General features: G+C 70.8%; 16 protein-coding genes and 5 tRNA genes. 15 read left to right on the top strand and 6 right to left on the bottom strand.

Translation table 11 applies throughout. The features are described 5' to 3' along the window. Positions 1-81: 81 nt before the first annotated feature. Both PV419_RS28495 and PV419_RS28490 read right to left on the bottom strand, forming a co-directional pair. A complete protein-coding gene (locus PV419_RS28495; RefSeq protein WP_319693799.1) occupies positions 82-504 on the bottom strand; it encodes a roadblock/LC7 domain-containing protein in 423 nt (140 codons plus the stop codon). Then, the gene (locus PV419_RS28490) at positions 505-4,419 is read right to left on the bottom strand and encodes a nitrate- and nitrite sensing domain-containing protein (protein ID WP_319693798.1); all 3,915 of its coding nucleotides are present in this window, start codon (positions 4,417-4,419) and stop codon (positions 505-507) included. It lies immediately after the preceding gene. 570 nt (positions 4,420-4,989) lie between these two features. On the opposite strand from PV419_RS28490, the gene PV419_RS28485 reads away from it, so the two are divergent. The 8 genes from PV419_RS28485 (at position 4,990) to PV419_RS28450 (ending at position 8,210) form a co-directional block, all read left to right on the top strand. Next, on the top strand, positions 4,990-5,169 hold the full coding sequence (locus tag PV419_RS28485) for a hypothetical protein (RefSeq protein WP_319693938.1): 180 nt from the start codon (positions 4,990-4,992) through the stop codon (positions 5,167-5,169). Between the two features lie 102 nt (positions 5,170-5,271). After that, a complete protein-coding gene (locus PV419_RS28480) occupies positions 5,272-6,066 on the top strand; it encodes a fumarylacetoacetate hydrolase family protein (RefSeq protein WP_319693797.1) in 795 nt (264 codons plus the stop codon). After that, complete coding sequence (gene gltX, locus PV419_RS28475; protein ID WP_319693796.1) at positions 6,059-7,546, top strand: glutamate--tRNA ligase; 1,488 nt, start codon at positions 6,059-6,061, stop codon at positions 7,544-7,546. Before PV419_RS28480 ends, gltX begins: the two co-directional genes overlap by 8 nt. A gap of 189 nt (positions 7,547-7,735) precedes the next feature. Next, positions 7,736-7,807: transfer RNA gene (locus tag PV419_RS28470), tRNA-Gln, on the top strand. A gap of 48 nt (positions 7,808-7,855) precedes the next feature. Continuing rightward, a tRNA-Glu gene (locus PV419_RS28465) sits at positions 7,856-7,928 on the top strand. 39 nt (positions 7,929-7,967) lie between these two features. Then, positions 7,968-8,040: transfer RNA gene (locus PV419_RS28460), tRNA-Glu, on the top strand. A gap of 13 nt (positions 8,041-8,053) precedes the next feature. Then, positions 8,054-8,125 (top strand) — tRNA-Gln (locus tag PV419_RS28455). 12 nt (positions 8,126-8,137) lie between these two features. Continuing rightward, a tRNA-Glu gene (locus tag PV419_RS28450) sits at positions 8,138-8,210 on the top strand. 52 nt (positions 8,211-8,262) lie between these two features. Here PV419_RS28450 and PV419_RS28445 read toward each other — a convergent pair. Beyond that, positions 8,263-8,907, bottom strand: a complete 645-nt coding sequence (locus PV419_RS28445) for a MerR family transcriptional regulator (RefSeq protein ID WP_319693937.1) — start codon at positions 8,905-8,907, stop codon at positions 8,263-8,265. 94 nt (positions 8,908-9,001) lie between these two features. Here PV419_RS28445 and PV419_RS28440 point away from each other — a divergent pair, with 94 nt between their 5' ends. Then, positions 9,002-9,493, top strand: coding sequence for a DUF4188 domain-containing protein (locus PV419_RS28440; RefSeq protein ID WP_319693794.1), 492 nt, complete (start codon positions 9,002-9,004; stop codon positions 9,491-9,493). Between the two features lie 24 nt (positions 9,494-9,517). Here the strand turns inward: PV419_RS28440 and ndgR are convergent, their stop codons facing one another. Further along, the gene (ndgR, locus tag PV419_RS28435) at positions 9,518-10,234 is read right to left on the bottom strand and encodes an IclR family transcriptional regulator NdgR (RefSeq protein WP_319693793.1); all 717 of its coding nucleotides are present in this window, start codon (positions 10,232-10,234) and stop codon (positions 9,518-9,520) included. Between the two features lie 141 nt (positions 10,235-10,375). Between ndgR and leuC the strand changes: the two genes are divergently transcribed. The 4 genes from leuC to PV419_RS28415 all read left to right on the top strand — a co-directional run bounded on the left by leuC (position 10,376) and on the right by PV419_RS28415 (position 13,479). Continuing rightward, complete coding sequence (gene leuC / locus PV419_RS28430) at positions 10,376-11,806, top strand: 3-isopropylmalate dehydratase large subunit (protein WP_319693791.1); 1,431 nt, start codon at positions 10,376-10,378, stop codon at positions 11,804-11,806. A 6-nt stretch (positions 11,807-11,812) separates the two neighbouring features. After that, positions 11,813-12,406, top strand: coding sequence for a 3-isopropylmalate dehydratase small subunit (leuD, locus tag PV419_RS28425; protein ID WP_319693789.1), 594 nt, complete (start codon positions 11,813-11,815; stop codon positions 12,404-12,406). Positions 12,407-12,532: 126 nt separating this feature from the next. Beyond that, positions 12,533-12,778: a hypothetical protein gene (locus tag PV419_RS28420; RefSeq protein WP_014176104.1), complete on the top strand. Its 246-nt coding sequence runs from the start codon at positions 12,533-12,535 to the stop codon at positions 12,776-12,778. A 125-nt stretch (positions 12,779-12,903) separates the two neighbouring features. Next, positions 12,904-13,479 carry an HU family DNA-binding protein gene (locus tag PV419_RS28415; RefSeq protein ID WP_319693787.1) on the top strand — a complete coding sequence of 192 codons (576 nt, stop codon included), beginning with the start codon at positions 12,904-12,906 and terminating at the stop codon, positions 13,477-13,479. A gap of 77 nt (positions 13,480-13,556) precedes the next feature. Here the strand turns inward: PV419_RS28415 and PV419_RS28410 are convergent, their stop codons facing one another. Both PV419_RS28410 and cofC read right to left on the bottom strand, forming a co-directional pair. Next, a complete protein-coding gene (locus PV419_RS28410; RefSeq protein ID WP_319693786.1) occupies positions 13,557-13,769 on the bottom strand; it encodes a hypothetical protein in 213 nt (70 codons plus the stop codon). 88 nt (positions 13,770-13,857) lie between these two features. Continuing rightward, a complete protein-coding gene (cofC, locus tag PV419_RS28405; protein ID WP_319693785.1) occupies positions 13,858-14,532 on the bottom strand; it encodes a 2-phospho-L-lactate guanylyltransferase in 675 nt (224 codons plus the stop codon). A gap of 171 nt (positions 14,533-14,703) precedes the next feature. Between cofC and PV419_RS28400 the strand changes: the two genes are divergently transcribed. Then, positions 14,704-15,456, top strand: coding sequence for a lysophospholipid acyltransferase family protein (locus PV419_RS28400; RefSeq protein WP_319693784.1), 753 nt, complete (start codon positions 14,704-14,706; stop codon positions 15,454-15,456). Then, on the top strand, positions 15,453-16,454 hold the full coding sequence (locus PV419_RS28395; RefSeq protein ID WP_319693782.1) for an NAD(P)H-dependent glycerol-3-phosphate dehydrogenase: 1,002 nt from the start codon (positions 15,453-15,455) through the stop codon (positions 16,452-16,454). Before PV419_RS28400 ends, PV419_RS28395 begins: the two co-directional genes overlap by 4 nt. The last annotated feature ends 8 nt before the right edge of the window (positions 16,455-16,462 follow it).

Below are 16,462 nucleotides of genomic sequence, written 5' to 3'. Positions count from 1 at the left end.
GGTGACGGTGTTGCCGTCGGTCGGTGCCGTTTGGGGGGCGTTCGGCCTGTCAGCCGAGCGGGTGGGCGGCGGGTGGGTCGGTCAGTTCAGGAGGCTGCCTTGCAGTTCGGCGCGGAGGTCCGGGGTGAGGACGCTGCCCGCGCGGTCGACCAGCAGGGCCATCTCGTAGCCGACGAGGCCGATGTCGCATTCGGGATGGGCGAGTACGGCCAGGGAGGAGCCGTCGGAGACGGACATGATGAACAGGAAGCCTCGCTCCATCTCCACGACGGTCTGGTTGACCATGCCGCCTTCGAAGATGCGGGAGGCTCCGGCGGTGAGCGAGGTCAGGCCGGAGGCGACCGCCGCCAGCTGGTCGGCTCGGTCACGGGGGAAGCCTTCGGACATCGCCAGAAGAAGTCCGTCGGCGGAGACCACCACCGTGTGGGACACCCCGGGGGTGTTGTCCACGAAGTTCGTGATCAACCAGTTCAGATTCTGCGCCGCCTGGCTCATCGGGCTCAACTAACGCTCCTGCTGGTAAGTCGGGCCTACGCCGCGATCGTGATTGCCGTCCAGGCCGGTTCCGGCCCGGCGGCCCTGCTGGATCCCCCGGCGGAGGTTGGTCAGTCTCCCGCGCACATCATCGGGCGCGCGCGAAACCTGCGGTCCGGACGGACGGGACTGCTGTTGCTGTGCGGCGCCTTCCACGAGATTCGCGCGAGGCACGCGGCGTGGCAACCCGGAAGACGTCACACCGCCCGCCGCGGGTCCCTCGCGAAGCTGCTCCGCGCGGCGCCAGCGCTCGTCGTTCGGCGAGGTACGCCAGTTGGACGCCGGACCGCTGCCGTTCGCCCCGGCGCCAAAGCCATTCGTACCCGGTCCCGAGCCGTTCGTTCCGAGACCGGATCCGTTCGTGCTGGGTCCGTTTGAGCCGGAGACGTTCGTACCGGAGACGTTCGTACCCGGTCCGGTGCCGACTCCGGGGCCCTCGCCGGTGCTCCGGGGCGTCGGCCGCGGCTCGCGGCGCGGGGCGGGGGGCACGGCGGACGCCGGGCGGCCGGATCCCGGCGGCTCGGTCGTGAGCCGCCGGCCGCCGCCCAGGGTCCCGTCGTCCTGCGAGCGGAACCAGTCCGATTCGATCGTGTCGAAGATCGGTGTCCGGCCGTCGCCGGGTCCCGCGGGCGGGAGCATGCCGGGCTCCGCGGCACCGCCGCCACCCGGGCCCGGCGGCAGCGGGAACTCCCCGGTGCCGGAGTTCTGGTCGCGCCCGACGCCCGGGCCGCCCTGGCGGTAGGAGCCGGTGTCGGCCTCCGGCCGCGGTGCGTTGAAGTCGGGCCGGGCGAACTCGGCGGTGTCACCGGGCCCGCGGCCGCCCTGCCCGGCGGGCTCGCCGAACCGGGGTTGGGCGTACTCGCCGGTGTCGCCGGGGCCTTGGCCCAGCTCGGGCCGGGCGAACTGGCCGGTGTCGCCGGGGCCGCGGCCCGCCAGCGGGTCACGGCCGCCGTTGTCCGCACGGCCGGGCAGGGCGTACTCGCCGGTGTCGCCGGGGCCTTGGCCCAGCTCGGGCCGGGCGAACTGGCCGGTGTCGCCGGGGCCGCGGCCCGCCAGCGGGTCACGGCCGCCGCCGTCGCTCTGGCCCGGCAACGCGAACTCGCCCGTGTCACCGGGGCCGCGCCGTGGCTCGAACATGCTCGGCGCCTGGCCCAGCTGGGGCCGGGCGAACGGGCCGGTGGTGTCGTTCTCCTCGTGCCCGCGCGGCGCGTCCATCGACTCGCGCGTGGTCGGCCAGTCGTCCTCGCCCGACCGGCGCGCGCCCCAGCTGGTACCGGGCTGCTGAGGGGCGGGGAGCTCGGGCGCCGCGCCGCGGGTCGGCAGCTGAGGCCGGCCGCCCTGGTCGCCGGGGGAGTCCGCGCGCATCGGAGCACCGGTAGGCGGGGCCACCGTCGGGCCCTCGCCACGGCCGTCGGTGCGCGCGTCGCCGCGCGAGGGGAGCGGGGGACGCCCGGCGAAGTCGCCGGGCGGGCCCGCCGGAGCGTTCCTCTGGTTCGAGGGCCGGTTGCCGCCCTCGAAGAAGCTCGGGCCGGAGGGGGCACTGCCCGAAGCGCCCGCGCCCGCGCCGACGGGGCGGCTGGGCAGCCCACTGCCGGGCAGCGCGGCTCGCGAGCCGGAGCCCGGGACCTGCCGCCGCGACGGCAGGGAGCCCAGCATTCCGGCCGAGCCACCACCGGGGGCACCGGGCCCGCCCGGACCACCCTGGCCCGCGTTGCCCGGCGTCGGAACGCCCGGCTTACGGCCGCCCTGGGCGACGTCCACCGGCAGCATGACCAGCGCCGTGGTGCCGCCCGAGTCGGACGGCCGCAGCTGGATGCGGATGCCGTGGCGCAGCGACAGCCGGCCGACCACGAACAGGCCCATGCGCCGGGAGACCGACACATCGACCGTGGGCGGGCTGGCCAGCCGCTCGTTGATCGCCGCCAGGTCCTCGGGCGAGAGCCCGATGCCGGTGTCGTGGATCTCGACCAGCACCCGGCCGTCGGGCAGGGCGTGGCCGGTGACCTTGACCTTGGTCTGCGGCGAGGAGAACGAGGTGGCGTTCTCCAGCAGCTCGGCGAGCAGGTGCACCAGGTCGTTGACGACCCGGCCGGCCACCTCGTTGGTGGGGACGGAGCTGAGCTCGATGCGCTCGTACTGCTCCACCTCGGAGGCCGCCGCGCGCAACACGTCGACCAGCGGGACCGGCCGGGTCCACCGGCGGCCGGGCTCCTCGCCCGCGAGGACCAGCAGGTTCTCGCCGTTACGGCGCATACGGGTCGCGAGGTGGTCCAGCTTGAAGAGCGAGGACAGCTGGTCCGGGTCGGCCTCGCGGCTCTCCAGCTCGGAGATCAGCGAGAGCTGGCGCTGGATGAGACCCTGGCTGCGGCGGGAGAGGTTGGTGAACATCGCGTTGACGTTGCCCCGCAGCAGCGCCTGTTCGGCGGCCAGCCGGACCGCCTCGCGGTGCACGTCGTCGAAGGCCGTGGCCACCTTGCCGATCTCGTCCCGGCTGTGCACACCGACGGACTCCACGGAGGTGTCCACGTCCTGCGGGTCGGACTCGGACAGCTGCTTGACCAGCTCCGGCAGCCGCTTCTGGGCGACTTCCTGGGCGGTGTCCTGCAGCCGGCGCAGCGAGCGGACCATGGACCGGGCGACGACGAACGCGCCGACCAGCGTGACGCCGAGGACCAGCAGGATCAGGGCGCCGTTGAGGATCGCGTCCTGCTGGGCTTCCGCGCGTAGATCGCGCGCCTTCTGCTTCATCTCGCCCAGGAGCGTCTGCTCGATCCGGGCCATCTCATTGATCTTGATGCTGTCCTGGTCGTACCAGTCGATGGCCGAGCGCTTCTCGGCCTGGAGCCCTCTGGGGTCGCGCACCGCGCGGTCGGCGTACAGCGTCGCCGACTTGATGTCCGCGCGGCTGTCCAGCGGCTCCAGCAGGTCCTCGGAGTTGCCGTCACGGATCTGGTTGAACCGCCGCAGCGCCTCCTCCTCCTTGTCCACCGCGGTCCTGGCGTAGCGGCGGTCGTTGGCGGAGAACTCGGCACCCTTGGGATCGGCGAGCGCGGCGCTGATGAGCGCGCGCTGGATCGAGGCGTACTCCTTGGCGGAGGAGAAAGTGGCCAGCGCACGAGTATTGTTGATCATGTCGCTGTTGCTGGTGGCCTGGGCCATGTCCTGGGACAGCAGCAGCAGTGAGTTGATCAGCTCGTTGTAGTCCTGGGCGGTCAGCGAGTAGTACTGATCGTCCTGGTAGGCGGAGTCGCGGATCTGCCCGATATTGCCGAGCTGTTTGCTGATGTCGACGAGCGTGGACTGCACGCCCGCCAGCGACTTGTCCCCCGGATCGAGGTCCTGGGTGGCCCGGTTGAACGCCGCCACCTCGCGGTCGGTCTTCTCGCGGGTCGCGACGACGCGGTCGTCCTTGGCGTTGCCCTTGCCCGCCAGCGGCGCCGCCGACTTGTCGCGCTCCTCCTGGAGGGCGCTCGCCAGCTGGGTGGCCTGCTGGGTCATCTCGGTCAGCAGCTTCATGCGGTCGAGCTGCTCGATGTTGTCCAGCGAGCTGTTGATACGCAGCGCGCCCAGGGTGGTCGCGGCGACCACGGGGAGTGCCAGCAGGGAGACCAGCCGGGTGCTGATGCGCCAGTTGCGCAGGGCGAGCCTGGTGCCCGGTCCGCTGGGGCTCTTCGACTTGGGCCGGCCGGCCGGTGCGGCACCGCCGGCCTGCGGAGCGGACTCCGGGCTCTGGTGGTCTGCCGGGGCCTGTCCGGTGACTTGGGCACGCGGGGGCGAGGAACCGCGGTCGGTCCCGCCGCGCGGCTCCGGGTCCGCCGAAGCTTCCCCTCGGCCCTGGCTGGCCGGGGGAGACCCCTTACCTTCCCTCTTGAAACGTCCCTGCACTAGTGTCGCAACCTCTGGACCAGGCGCTTCACCGGGTGTGCGGTGAAGCGGTGTCGAGTCGTGGGGGACGGTCAGGCCCCCCTGGCGGTCGTGAGTGACCGGCGCGCTTCCTTTCGTAGTCGAGAAGAGGAGCCACCGCCGCTCGGCGTCTCCCTCTCCTTGCACCCCCTGCGCGCCGGCTGTGTCCGCGGCGGTCCCGGGAATTCCAGCACAGTGCCGGATGCTGCAACAAGGGCAAGCGAAAAGGCTGTGACGGGCGTGACGCTCAGTACGGGATTTATTACCGGACGTAGAAAGTCATCTCGGCGATAACGGACTTTTTCCGGCGAGTTGCCCGCAAACAGCGCGTGTCCGGGTGGCGATGATCAAGATCGGAACGTCAGCTTCGGGGCGGCAATGTCCGTTTCGGGGACTTGGGGTGAGTGCCTTTAATGCGGCATTTGCCCAGGGAGTCGTGAGGAAACTCACAGAACGATCGCGACTTCTTTCCCCGATCGGTGGGCAAAGGGGCCTCTAGCCTGACGCTTTACACAGCCGGTCAAAACGACAACTACACGAGGCATGACTCACGTGAAGACGACGATGATGTTCCGCACCATAGCCAACCCGCAGCGCACCACCCTGGCACACCTGAAGGACGCCGACGAATTGCAGACTGCGGCTGAGGAGCGCCCGGAGCACCCCGTCGACCTCCCGACGCAGACCGCGAACCCGAAGCGCACCATCCTGACCAAGGCGCCCAACAGCTGAGCCGGCAGCCGCTCGCGTATATGGGCAGGGGGGCGCGGGACGCGGAGCGATAGCCTGGAGCGTCAGTCTCCAGCGACTCCAGTGAAGAGGCAGCAGCTTCCCGTGCGCATTGCCAGGTTCTCCATCGACGGCAGCGTCGCCTTCGGCGTGGTCGAGGACGGGCCGTCCGCCCAGGACGGTCCTGTGATCGACATCATCAAGGGTCACCCTTTCGCCGAATTCGAGCGTTCGGGCCGGACGATCCCGCTGAGCGAGGTCCGGCTGCTGCCGCCCGTCCTGCCCAACAAGATCGTCGCGATCGGCCGCAACTACGCCGAGCACGCCGCCGAGCTGGGCAATGAGGTCCCCGACGTCCCGGTCGCCTTCTTCAAGCCGTCCACCTCCGTGATCGGCCCGGGCGACCCGATCGTCTACCCCTCCTTCTCCCAGGAGGTGCACCACGAGGCCGAGCTGGCCGTGGTCATCGGCCGGATGTGCAAGGAGGTGCCGAAGGACCGCGTCAAGGACGTGATCCTCGGCTACACCTGCGCCAACGACGTCACCGCGCGCGATGTCCAAAAGCGCGAGAAGCAGTGGGCCCGGGCCAAGGGCTTCGACACCTCCTGCCCGCTCGGCCCCTGGGTGGAGACCGGCATCGACCCCGCCGACGTCAGCGCGGGCCTGGGCATCGGCTGCACCGTCAACGGCCAGCAGCGCCAGCTCGGCCGCACGAGTGAGATGGTGCGCCCGATCGAGGACCTGATCGTGCACATCACCGAGGCGATGACGCTGCTCCCCGGCGACGTCGTCCTCACCGGCACCCCGGCGGGCGTCGGACCGCTCAGCGTCGGCGACGAGGTCGCCGTCACCATCGAAGGCATCGGCACTCTCACCAACAAGGTGATCAAGCGTGGCTAGCGCAACCCCCTCCGCTCCCGTGCGGGTACGTTTCTGTCCCTCGCCGACCGGCAACCCCCATGTCGGCCTGGTCCGCACCGCCCTGTTCAACTGGGCCTTCGCCCGTCACCACGGCGGCACCCTGGTCTTCCGTATCGAGGACACCGACGCCGCCCGCGACTCCGAGGAGTCCTACCAGCAGCTCCTGGACGCGATGCGCTGGCTGGGCCTCGACTGGGACGAGGGCCCCGAGGTCGGCGGCGGGCACGCCCCGTACCGCCAATCGCAGCGCATGGACCTCTACCGGGACGTCGCGGACCGGCTGCTGGCGAGCGGCCACGCCTACCGCTGCTACTGCACCGCCGAGGAGCTGGAGGAGCGCCGCGAGGAGGCCCGAGCGGCCGGCCGGCCCTCCGGCTACGACGGCAAGTGCCGCACCCTGACCGCCGAGCAGCGCGCCGCCTACGAGGCCGAGGGCCGCTCGTCCATCGTGCGCTTCCGGATGCCCGACGAGCCGATCACCTTCACCGACCTGGTGCGCGGCGAGCTCACCTTCACGCCGGAGAACGTGACGGACTACGGGATCGTGCGGGCCAACGGCGCCCCCCTCTACACGCTCGTCAACCCGGTGGACGACGCGCTGATGGAGATCACCCATGTGCTGCGCGGCGAGGACCTGCTGTCCTCCACCCCGCGCCAGATCGCGCTCTACCGCGCCCTCGCCGAGATCGGCGTCGGCGGCGGCACCGTGCCCTCCTTCGGCCACCTGCCGTATGTGATGGGCGAGGGCAACAAGAAGCTCTCCAAGCGCGACCCGCAGTCCTCGCTGAACCTCTACCGGGAGCGCGGCTTCCTCCCCGAGGGCCTGCTCAACTACCTCTCCCTGCTGGGCTGGTCGCTGGCGCCGGACCGGGACGTCTTCTCGCTCGAGGAGATGGTCGAGGCGTTCGACATCGCCGAGGTCAACGCCAACCCGGCGCGCTTCGACCTCAAGAAGGCCGAGGCGATCAACGCCGACCACGTCCGGCGGCTGGATGTGAAGACCTTCATCGAGGCATGCGAGCCCTGGCTGAAGGCGCCGCACGCGCCCTGGGCCCCGGATGCCTTCGACCCGGCCGCCTTCGAGGCGCTGGCCCCGCTGGCCCAGACCCGGCTGACGGTCCTGTCGGACATCACCGCGAACGTGGACTTCCTCTTCCTCGACGCGCCGGTGGAGGACGAGGCGTCCTGGACGAAGGCGATGAAGCCGGGCGCTGACGCGCTGCTCGCCTCGGTCCGTACCCGGCTCGCCGAGGCCGAGTGGAACGCCGAGACCCTGAAGGCGGCGGTCCTGGCGGCCGGCGAGGAGCACGGCCTCAAGCTGGGCAAGGCCCAGGCGCCGGTGCGCGTCGCCGTCACCGGCCGCACGGTCGGCCTGCCGCTGTTCGAGTCCCTGGAGGTCCTGGGTCGCGAGCGTGTGCTCGCCCGTATCGACGCGGCGCTGGCGAAGCTGACGGCGTAGGCGCTCTTCACGCGCGCATGGGGGCGGTCGCCGGGTCCCGGTGGCCGCCTCTGCCGTCTGTGGCACGGCGATACTCGTTTTGGTGGCCCGTCCACCATCGGGTAATGTTCTTCCTGCGCCGCCCGGGCAGGCCGAGAGGCCGGGCCGGGGCGCAAGCCAGACAAAACCCCCAAAAGGGTGGCGTTTTGGTGGGGTATGGTGTAATTGGCAGCACGAGTGATTCTGGTTCACTTAGTCTAGGTTCGAGTCCTGGTACCCCAGCAAGGGATTCTTTCGGTTTCCCGGAAATCCCTTGACCAGCAGGATCAAGCCCCCGTTGTGTAGCGGCCTAGCACGCTGCCCTCTCAAGGCAGTAGCGCCGGTTCGAATCCGGTCGGGGGTACGGATCTCTTCAATCTTTTCGGAGATGGAGATCGCTAGGGCCCCCGTTGTGTAGCGGCCTAGCACGCCGCCCTCTCAAGGCGGTAGCGCCGGTTCGAATCCGGTCGGGGGTACTGGTCTATACCATGGGCTATGGTGTAATTGGCAGCACGAGTGATTCTGGTTCATTTAGTCTAGGTTCGAGTCCTGGTAGCCCAGCGCAGTACTCAAGCCCCCGTTGTGTAGCGGCCTAGCACGCCGCCCTCTCAAGGCGGTAGCGCCGGTTCGAATCCGGTCGGGGGTACATTTCGGAAAGCCCTCCGTGTTTTTCACGGGGGGCTTTCTGCCGTCCAAGATCAATCATTGAAGCGGCGACCGGACTCCTCGGTCTCCGCGAGCCGCCGCAGGGCCAGCAGCACCGGCTCGTACAGCACCGTCAGCGCGACGACCGCCTCGATCCGCTCCGTGGGGGAGCCGCCGTACTTCTCGACCAGATCCAGGTCCGCGACGGCCAGTTCGGCGGCCAGGCGGGCGTGCAGCTGCAGATGGTCGATGTCGTGCGGATAGCCCAGGCGGGCCAGCGAGGCGATGGCCGCCACCAGCATCCCGTACGCGGGGGAGGTGTCGCCGAGTTCCTGGCCGTACGTCCAGCCGAGCCGCTCCAGCAGGGCGTCGACCTGGCGGCGGGCGTCCGCCGTCTCGGGGTCGTCCTCGGCGGGCTCGGGGCCGTGCGGCAGCGCCCAGACCGCGACCCCCATCCGGGTGTTCTGGGACAGCGACTCGTCCTCGGCGGTCTCCAGCACCTCGCGGGCGGTGGCCACCGGCACCCGGCCCACCTGGATCAGCGCCCGCACCAGCCGCAGTCTGCGCAGATGTGCCTCGCCGTACTCGGCCTGGGTGGCGCTGACCCGCTCGCCCGGCGGCAGCAGCCGCTCGCGCAGGTAGTACTTGATCGTCGCGGTGGACACCCCGCTGCGCTCGCTCAGCTCCTTGAGACGCATCCACTTGCCTTCCTGATTGGATAGTGTCACTATCCAATCATTGGATAGTGTCACTATCCGAGACTATCGCCTTGCGAGGGATGAGGGGATCACCATGGGTGCGAAGCCGATAGCCGGACGCATGACTGCCGACGCCGAGGGCGGGGTGACCGTCTTCATGATCGGCATGCGCATCAACCGCTTCTGGGCACTGCGCAGCTGGGTGCCGGTGTTCCGGTCGATGCCGCGGATGCTGCGCGAGCTGTCGCGGGACAAGGACGGCGGCATGCTCGGCTACCACTTGCTGTTCGGTCCGCCCCGGGTGATCTACCTGGTCCAGTACTGGGAGTCGCACGAGAAGCTGCTGGCGTACGCCGCGGACCAGGACAAGGGGCACCGGCCCGCCTGGGCCGCGTTCAACCGGCGGCTGCGGGAGGGGCGGGGCAAGGTCGGCTTCTGGCACGAGACCTTCGTCGTCCCGGCCGGTGCGCACGAGTCCGTCTACATCAACATGCCGCAGTTCGGCCTGGCCAAGGCCGCCGGGGTGATCCCGGTCGGCCGCCGCGGTGACCGGGCGGCTGACCGCCTGAGCCTGAAGAGCGCGTGACCGGCCTTCAAAAGAGGGGTGGCTTCAGTCGCCGCGGCGGAGGGCGTCCGTCAGGCGCGCGGCCGCGTCGATGACCGCCTGGGCGTGCATCCGGCCCGGGTGCCGGGTCAGCCGCTCGATCGGGCCGGACACCGAGACCGCGGCGACGACGCGGTTGGAGGGGCCTCGTACGGGCGCGGAGACCGAGGCGACGCCGGGCTCCCGCTCGCCGATCGACTGGGCCCACCCGCGCCGCCGTACGCCCGACAGCGCGGTCGCCGTGAAGCGGGCCCCCTGCAGCCCGCGGTGCAGCCGCTCCGGCTCCTCCCAGGCCATCAGGATCTGGGCCGCGGAGCCGGCCTTCATGGGCAGCGTCGAGCCCACGGGCACGGTGTCCCGCAGTCCGGACAGCCGTTCCGCCGCCGCGACGCAGATGCGCATGTCGCCCTGGCGCCGGTAGAGCTGCGCGCTCTCCCCGGTCACGTCCCGCAGGTGGGTGAGGACCGGGCCCGCGGTGGCGAGCAGGCGGTCCTCGCCCGCCGAGGCGGCCAGCTCGGCCAGGCGGGGGCCGAGGATGAAGCGTCCCTGCATGTCACGCGCCACCATCCGGTGGTGCTCGAGTGCTACCGCGAGCCGGTGCGCCGTGGGGCGCGCGAGACCGGTCGCCCCGACCAGCCCGGCGAGGGTGGCCGGACCGGACTCCAGAGCGCTCAGTACCAGAGCCGCCTTGTCGAGAACGCCGACGCCACTAGAGTTGTCCATGAAACGATATTCGCGTCTCACACTGTGAAACGCAAGTTCAATTTACGAGGCGACGCGCCACTCTGTAATGACGGGCCCGCAGACAAGGGCGCGCAGCACACACGAGCAGGGTCGGCGACGTTGCCGGCCGGAGGGAAAGCGATGGGACGGACACTCGCGGAGAAGGTCTGGGACGACCATGTCGTCCGGCGCGCCGAGGGCGAGCCCGACCTCCTCTTCATCGATCTGCACCTGCTGCACGAGGTGACCAGCCCGCAGGCCTTCGACGGCCTCCGCAAGGCCGACCGCCAGGTCCGTCGCACCGACCTCACCATCGCGACCGAGGACCACAACACTCCCACCCTCGACATCGACAAGCCGATCGCCGACCCCGTCTCCCGGGCCCAGTTGGAGACGCTGCGCAAGAACTGCGCGGAGTTCGGCGTACGGCTGCACCCGCTCGGCGACGTCGAGCAGGGCGTCGTCCACGTGGTCGGCCCCCAGCTGGGGCTGACCCAGCCCGGCACCACCGTCGTCTGTGGTGACAGTCACACCTCCACCCACGGTGCCTTCGGCGCGCTCGCGTTCGGCATCGGCACCAGCCAGGTCGAGCATGTGCTGGCCACCCAGACGCTGCCGCTCGCGCCCTTCAAGACCATGGCGATCACGGTCGAGGGCGAGCTGCCCGAGGACGTCACGGCCAAGGACCTGATCCTGGCGATCATCGCGAAGATCGGCACCGGCGGCGGTCAGGGCTATGTGATCGAGTACCGCGGCTCGGCCATCGAGAAGCTGTCGATGGAAGCCCGGATGACCGTCTGCAACATGTCCATCGAGGCCGGCGCCCGGGCGGGCATGATCGCCCCGGACGAGACCACCTTCGCGTACCTCAAGGGCCGCGCCCACGCCCCTCAGGGCGCCGACTGGGACGCCGCCGTGGAGTACTGGCGCACGCTGCGCACCGACGACGACGCGGTCTTCGACCGCGAGGTGGTCATCGACGCCGCCGGGCTCGCACCGTTCGTCACCTGGGGCACCAACCCGGGCCAGGGCGCGCCGCTGTCGGCCAGCGTCCCCGACCCCGCCGCCTTCGAGGACGCCAGCGAGCAGTTCGCCGCCGAGAAGGCCCTGGAGTACATGGGTCTGACGGCCGGTCAGGCGCTGCGGGACATCAAGGTCGACACCGTCTTCGTCGGCTCCTGCACCAACGGCCGCATCGAGGACCTGCGCTCCGCCGCCTCGGTCCTGTCCGGCCGTTCGGTGGCCGACGGGGTGCGGATGCTGGTCGTCCCGGGCTCCGTACGGGTCGCCCTGCAGGCCGTGGAGGAGGGGCTGGACAAGGTGTTCACCGCGGCCGGCGCCGAGTGGCGGCACGCGGGCTGCTCGATGTGTCTGGGCATGAACCCGGATCAGCTGGCGCCCGGCGAGCGGTCGGCCTCCACCTCCAACCGCAACTTCGAGGGCCGGCAGGGCAAGGGCGGCCGCACCCACCTGGTCTCCCCGCAGGTGGCCGCCGCCACCGCGGTCCTCGGCCATCTGGCCTCGCCCGCCGACCTGTCCGACGCCGACGCAACCGTTCCCGTGGGGGCCTGAGCAGTCATGGAAGCATTCACCACGCACACCGGCCGGGCCGTCCCGCTGCGCCGCAGCAACGTCGACACCGACCAGATCATTCCCGCGCACTGGCTCAAGAAGGTCACCCGCGACGGCTTCGAGGACGGGCTGTTCGAGGCATGGCGCAAGGACGCGGACTTCGTGCTCAACCGGCCCGAGCACAAGGGCGCGACCGTGCTGGTCGCCGGCCCCGACTTCGGGACCGGGTCCTCGCGTGAACACGCGGTGTGGGCGCTGCAGAACTACGGCTTCAAGGCCGTCATCTCCTCGCGCTTCGCTGACATCTTCCGCGGCAACTCCCTCAAGAACGGCCTGCTGACGGTGGTGCTGCCGCAGGAGACCGTGGATCGGCTGTGGAAGCTGGTCGAGACCGACCCGTCGGCGGAGATCACCGTGGACCTCGTCGACCGCCAGGTTCGAGCCGAGGGCATCACGGCTGATTTTGAACTTGACGAGAACGCCCGATGGCGGCTTCTGGAGGGGCTGGACGACATCAGTCTCACCCTCCGGCAGGAGGCCGACATCGCCGCGTACGAGGCGCGGCGGCCGACCTTCAAGCCGACCACCGTTGAGGTCTGAGCCCCCCGGGTCTTCCCTGTACAGAGCATGTTTGACACGATGCGTCGCCAGTCCTCGGACCGGCGGCGCATCGGCATGTTGAGGCCCCCTGAAGCGACAACTCGCCTCAGATGGCACAATCAGTGCATGGAACGCGACGGCCAACTCGAGCTCTACGGGCTTGTCGCGGACCGGCTCAAGGAAGCGCACACAAGGGTGCGCTCACTGCAAGTCCCGGAGGGCGTACGGATGGCGCTGTCCCGGAAGCTGCTGGTCATCACGGCCGCGGCGAAACACGATCTCGCGGACGCGGCAAGGCGTCTGGAGCGGTTGATGAACGACCTCGACGAGGGACGTTTCCCCCAAGATCCTGACTCCGACGGCAGTCCATGACATCCGAGTGCGTTGCGGCACAAGGGTGATAAGCCCGTTTCGTGTTTGATTTGCGGTATATATCTGCCTAACGTGCGAAAAAGCTTGAACACATTCGTTCTGGCAATGTCTCCGAAGGGGAAGACGTGAACAAGGCGCAGCTCGTAGAAGCGATTGCCGACAAGCTCGGCGGCCGCCAGCAGGCCGCCGAAGCGGTCGACGCGGTACTGGACGCGATGGTCCGTGCGGTCGTCGCCGGGGAGCGAGTTTCGGTCACCGGATTCGGCTCGTTCGAGAAGGTCGAGCGTCCGGCCCGCTACGCCCGCAACCCGCAGACCGGGGAGCGCGTCCGGGTCAAGAAGACCTCGGTGCCCCGCTTCCGCGCCGGCCAGGGGTTCAAGGACCTGGTGAGCGGCTCGAAGAAGCTCCCGCGGGGCGGCGAGGTGGCCGTGAAGAAGGCCCCCAAGGGCAGCCTCCAGGCCGCGGCGAAGAAGGCGGCGGCCAAGAAGGCCACGGCGAAGAAGGCGGCCCCCGCCGCGAAGAAGGCGGCCCCCGCCAAGAAGGCCCCCGCGAAGGCGGCGGCCGCGAAGAAGGCCCCCGCGAAGAAGACCACGGCCAAGAAGGCGGCCCCCACCAAGAAGGCGGCGGCGAAGAAGGCTCCGGCGAAGAAGGCTTCCGCGCGCAAGACCACCGCCAAGAAGACCGCCGCCCGCAAGCGCTGACCGGCCGGTCGGCGGCTTTTAGCGACGGTGTCACGCGTCGGGCCGGGCTCCCTTGAGGAGCCCGGCCCGCGGTGCGTTCAGAAGGTCTGCAGGGTCACCAGCACGACGCGGCGCCCCTCGGGGGGTCCTTCGAGACCTTCCACCTCGATCCGCACCCGCTGCCCGGGCCGCAGCAGCCGCAGCCCCCCGGCGTCGAAGGCCGCCGCGTCGAAGGGCAACGGGGTCCCGTCGTCGAGCAGCACACTGCCGGCGCGGGTCTCGGAGTCGTATGTGTACGCGGTCGCCTGCATAGGGGCAGCCTAATTCAGGGCTCGGTTCTCCCCCGGCTACCGCTGGCGGGGGCGCCCCCGCCGGGGCGCCAGAGCCCCCTGCGCAGGCTCATTCGCCGGGCCGGCCCCGGGGCGACGGCACGGGTGGCCGGGCCACGCCGGGGAACGGGAACGGGTGGCGCGCCGTATGGGGGCCCACGCCGAGGGCCAGCGCGGCGCGCAGGTCCTCGCCCGTATCCACGTCGCGCCGCACCGAATCGACCCCCCGCAGCCGTATCTCCCGCGCCCCCGACGCCCGGTGCCGGGCCCGGGAGGGCCCGCCGAACGCGGGGGACAGCTCCACCCCGGGCGCCGCCGCGAGCAGCGTCGTGCCCACCCCCGCCGCATCCGCCAGAAAGGCCCGTGGGAAGGCGGAGGCGGCCTGGAGCACCTGCTCGAGCTCCGCCGGCCGCAGGGCCGGGAGATCGGCGTTCAGGGCCGCCACGGCGGCCGTGGGGAGCTGCTGCCGCACGGCCAGGGCGCCCTGCGCCAGCGCCGCGTTCAGACCGCCGCCCGGCGGGTCCGGGAGGATCCGGGCGCCGAGGGCCGACAGCTCCCGCGCCGCGAGCGGGTCGTCCGTGACGACCGTCACGCCGCGCACGGCCCGGCACGCCAGCGCGGCACCCACCGTGTCCTGCGCGAACGCGAGGGCGAGCCCCGGCCGCAGCTTGTCCCCCGCGGCGTCGGCGAGCCTGCTCTTGGCCCGGGACAGGGGCTTCAGCGGCACCACCAGCGTCCACGCCACACGGGCTCCATCGCTTCCCACGAACCTCATTCTCGCCTGCTGCCCAAGCCGCCGGGGACGGGCGGGGTTACGGTGTCCTCGACAGACCGGGTACCTGGGGCGACACTTGTGCGGCTGCCAGGACGGCAGCAAAGCCAGCAGGTCAGCGGGTCCAAGAGGAGGATGTTCCGAGTGTCCGGCCGCAGAATCGGCTTCTGGTACCGCATGGCGGCGGTCCTGGTGAAACCGCCGCTCGTGGTCCTCTTCAAGCGGGACTGGCGCGGAATGGAGCACATTCCCGCCGACGGCGGATTTATCACCGCCATCAACCACAACTCACATCTCGATCCCTTCTCGTACGCCCATTTCCAGTACAACACCGGGCGCATGCCGCGCTTCCTCATCAAGGCGGGCGTCTTCAAGGGCGGCTTCGTGGGGGCCTTCCTGCGCGGGACCGCGCAGATCCCCGTCTACCGGGACTCCACCAACGCGGCCAACGCCTTCCGGGCCGCCGTGGACGCGGTCAACAAGGGCGAGTGCGTGGCCTTCTACCCCGAGGGCACCCTCACCCGCGACCCCGCCCTGTGGCCCATGCGCGGCAAGACCGGCGCGGCGCGCGTCGCGCTGCTCACCAAGGCGCCGGTGATCCCCGTCGCGCAGTGGGGCGCCAACCAGGCGCTGCCGCCCTACACCAAGCGGCCCCGGTTCTTCCCCCGCAAGACGCTCACGGTGCACGCGGGCCCGCCCGTGGACCTGTCCGCGTACTACGGCAAGGAGCCCACCGCCGAGGTGCTGCGGGCGGCCACCGACGACATCATGGCGGCGGTCGCCGAACTCCTCTCCGAGGTGCGCGGGGAGCCCGCGCCCGCCGAGCGCTACGAGTACCGCCCCGGCACGTCCCTCGCCGCCGAGGAACCCCCCGCGGCCGATGAGGAGAGCAAGTGACGCGCTGCGCCGTCTACGGCACCGGCTCCTGGGGCACCGCCTTCGCGATGGTGCTCGCCGACGCGGGCTGCGAGGTGACGCTGTGGGGCCGCCGGCCCGGCCCGGTCGACGCCATCAACACCACCCGCGCCAACCCCGACTACCTGCCGGGGACCGAGCTCCCGCGGTCGGTGCGGGCCACCACCGACCCGGCGGAGGCGGCCCGCGGCGCGGAGTTCACCGTGCTCGCCGTGCCCTCCCAGACGCTGCGCGGAAACCTCGCCGAGTGGGCGCCGCTGCTGCCCGCCGACACCGTGCTCGTCTCGCTGATGAAGGGCGTGGAACTGGGCACCGCCAAGCGGATGAGCGAGGTGATCGAGGAGGTCGCCAAGGCGTCCGCGGAGCGGGTCGCCGTGCTCACCGGGCCCAACCTGGCCAAGGAGATCGCCGCCCGACAGCCCGCCGCCTCGGTCGTCGCCTGCCGCGACGAGGACGTGGCGCGCCGCCTCCAGGCCGCCTGCCACACCCCGTACTTCCGCCCGTACACCAACACCGACGTGGTCGGCTGCGAGCTCGGCGGCGCCGTCAAGAACGTCATCGCGCTGGCCGTGGGCATCGCCGACGGCATGGGGCTCGGCGACAACGCCAAGGCGTCGCTGATCACCCGGGGCCTGGCCGAAACGACCCGGCTGGGGCTGGCCATGGGCGCCGACGCGCACACCTTCGCGGGCCTGGCGGGCATGGGCGACCTGGTCGCCACCTGCTCCTCGCCGCTGTCCCGCAACCACACCTTCGGCACCAACCTCGGCCGCGGCATGACGTTGGAGGAGACCATCGCGGTCACCAAGCAGACCGCGGAGGGCGTCAAGTCGTGTGAGTCCGTGCTCGATCTCGCCCGGCGGCACGACGTCGACATGCCGATCACCGAGACGGTGGTGAGCGTCGTGCACGACGGCAAACCACCGCTGGTGGCGCTGAAAGAGCTGATGTCGCGCAGCGCCAAGCCCGAGCGGCACTGACGGGCCGC

The organism is Streptomyces sp. ME19-01-6 (assembly GCF_033793745.1).
Taxonomy (GTDB): Bacteria; Actinomycetota; Actinomycetes; order Streptomycetales; family Streptomycetaceae; genus Streptomyces.
Note: the sequence above shows the minus strand (reverse complement) of the source record. Positions and strands in the feature narration are given on the sequence as shown.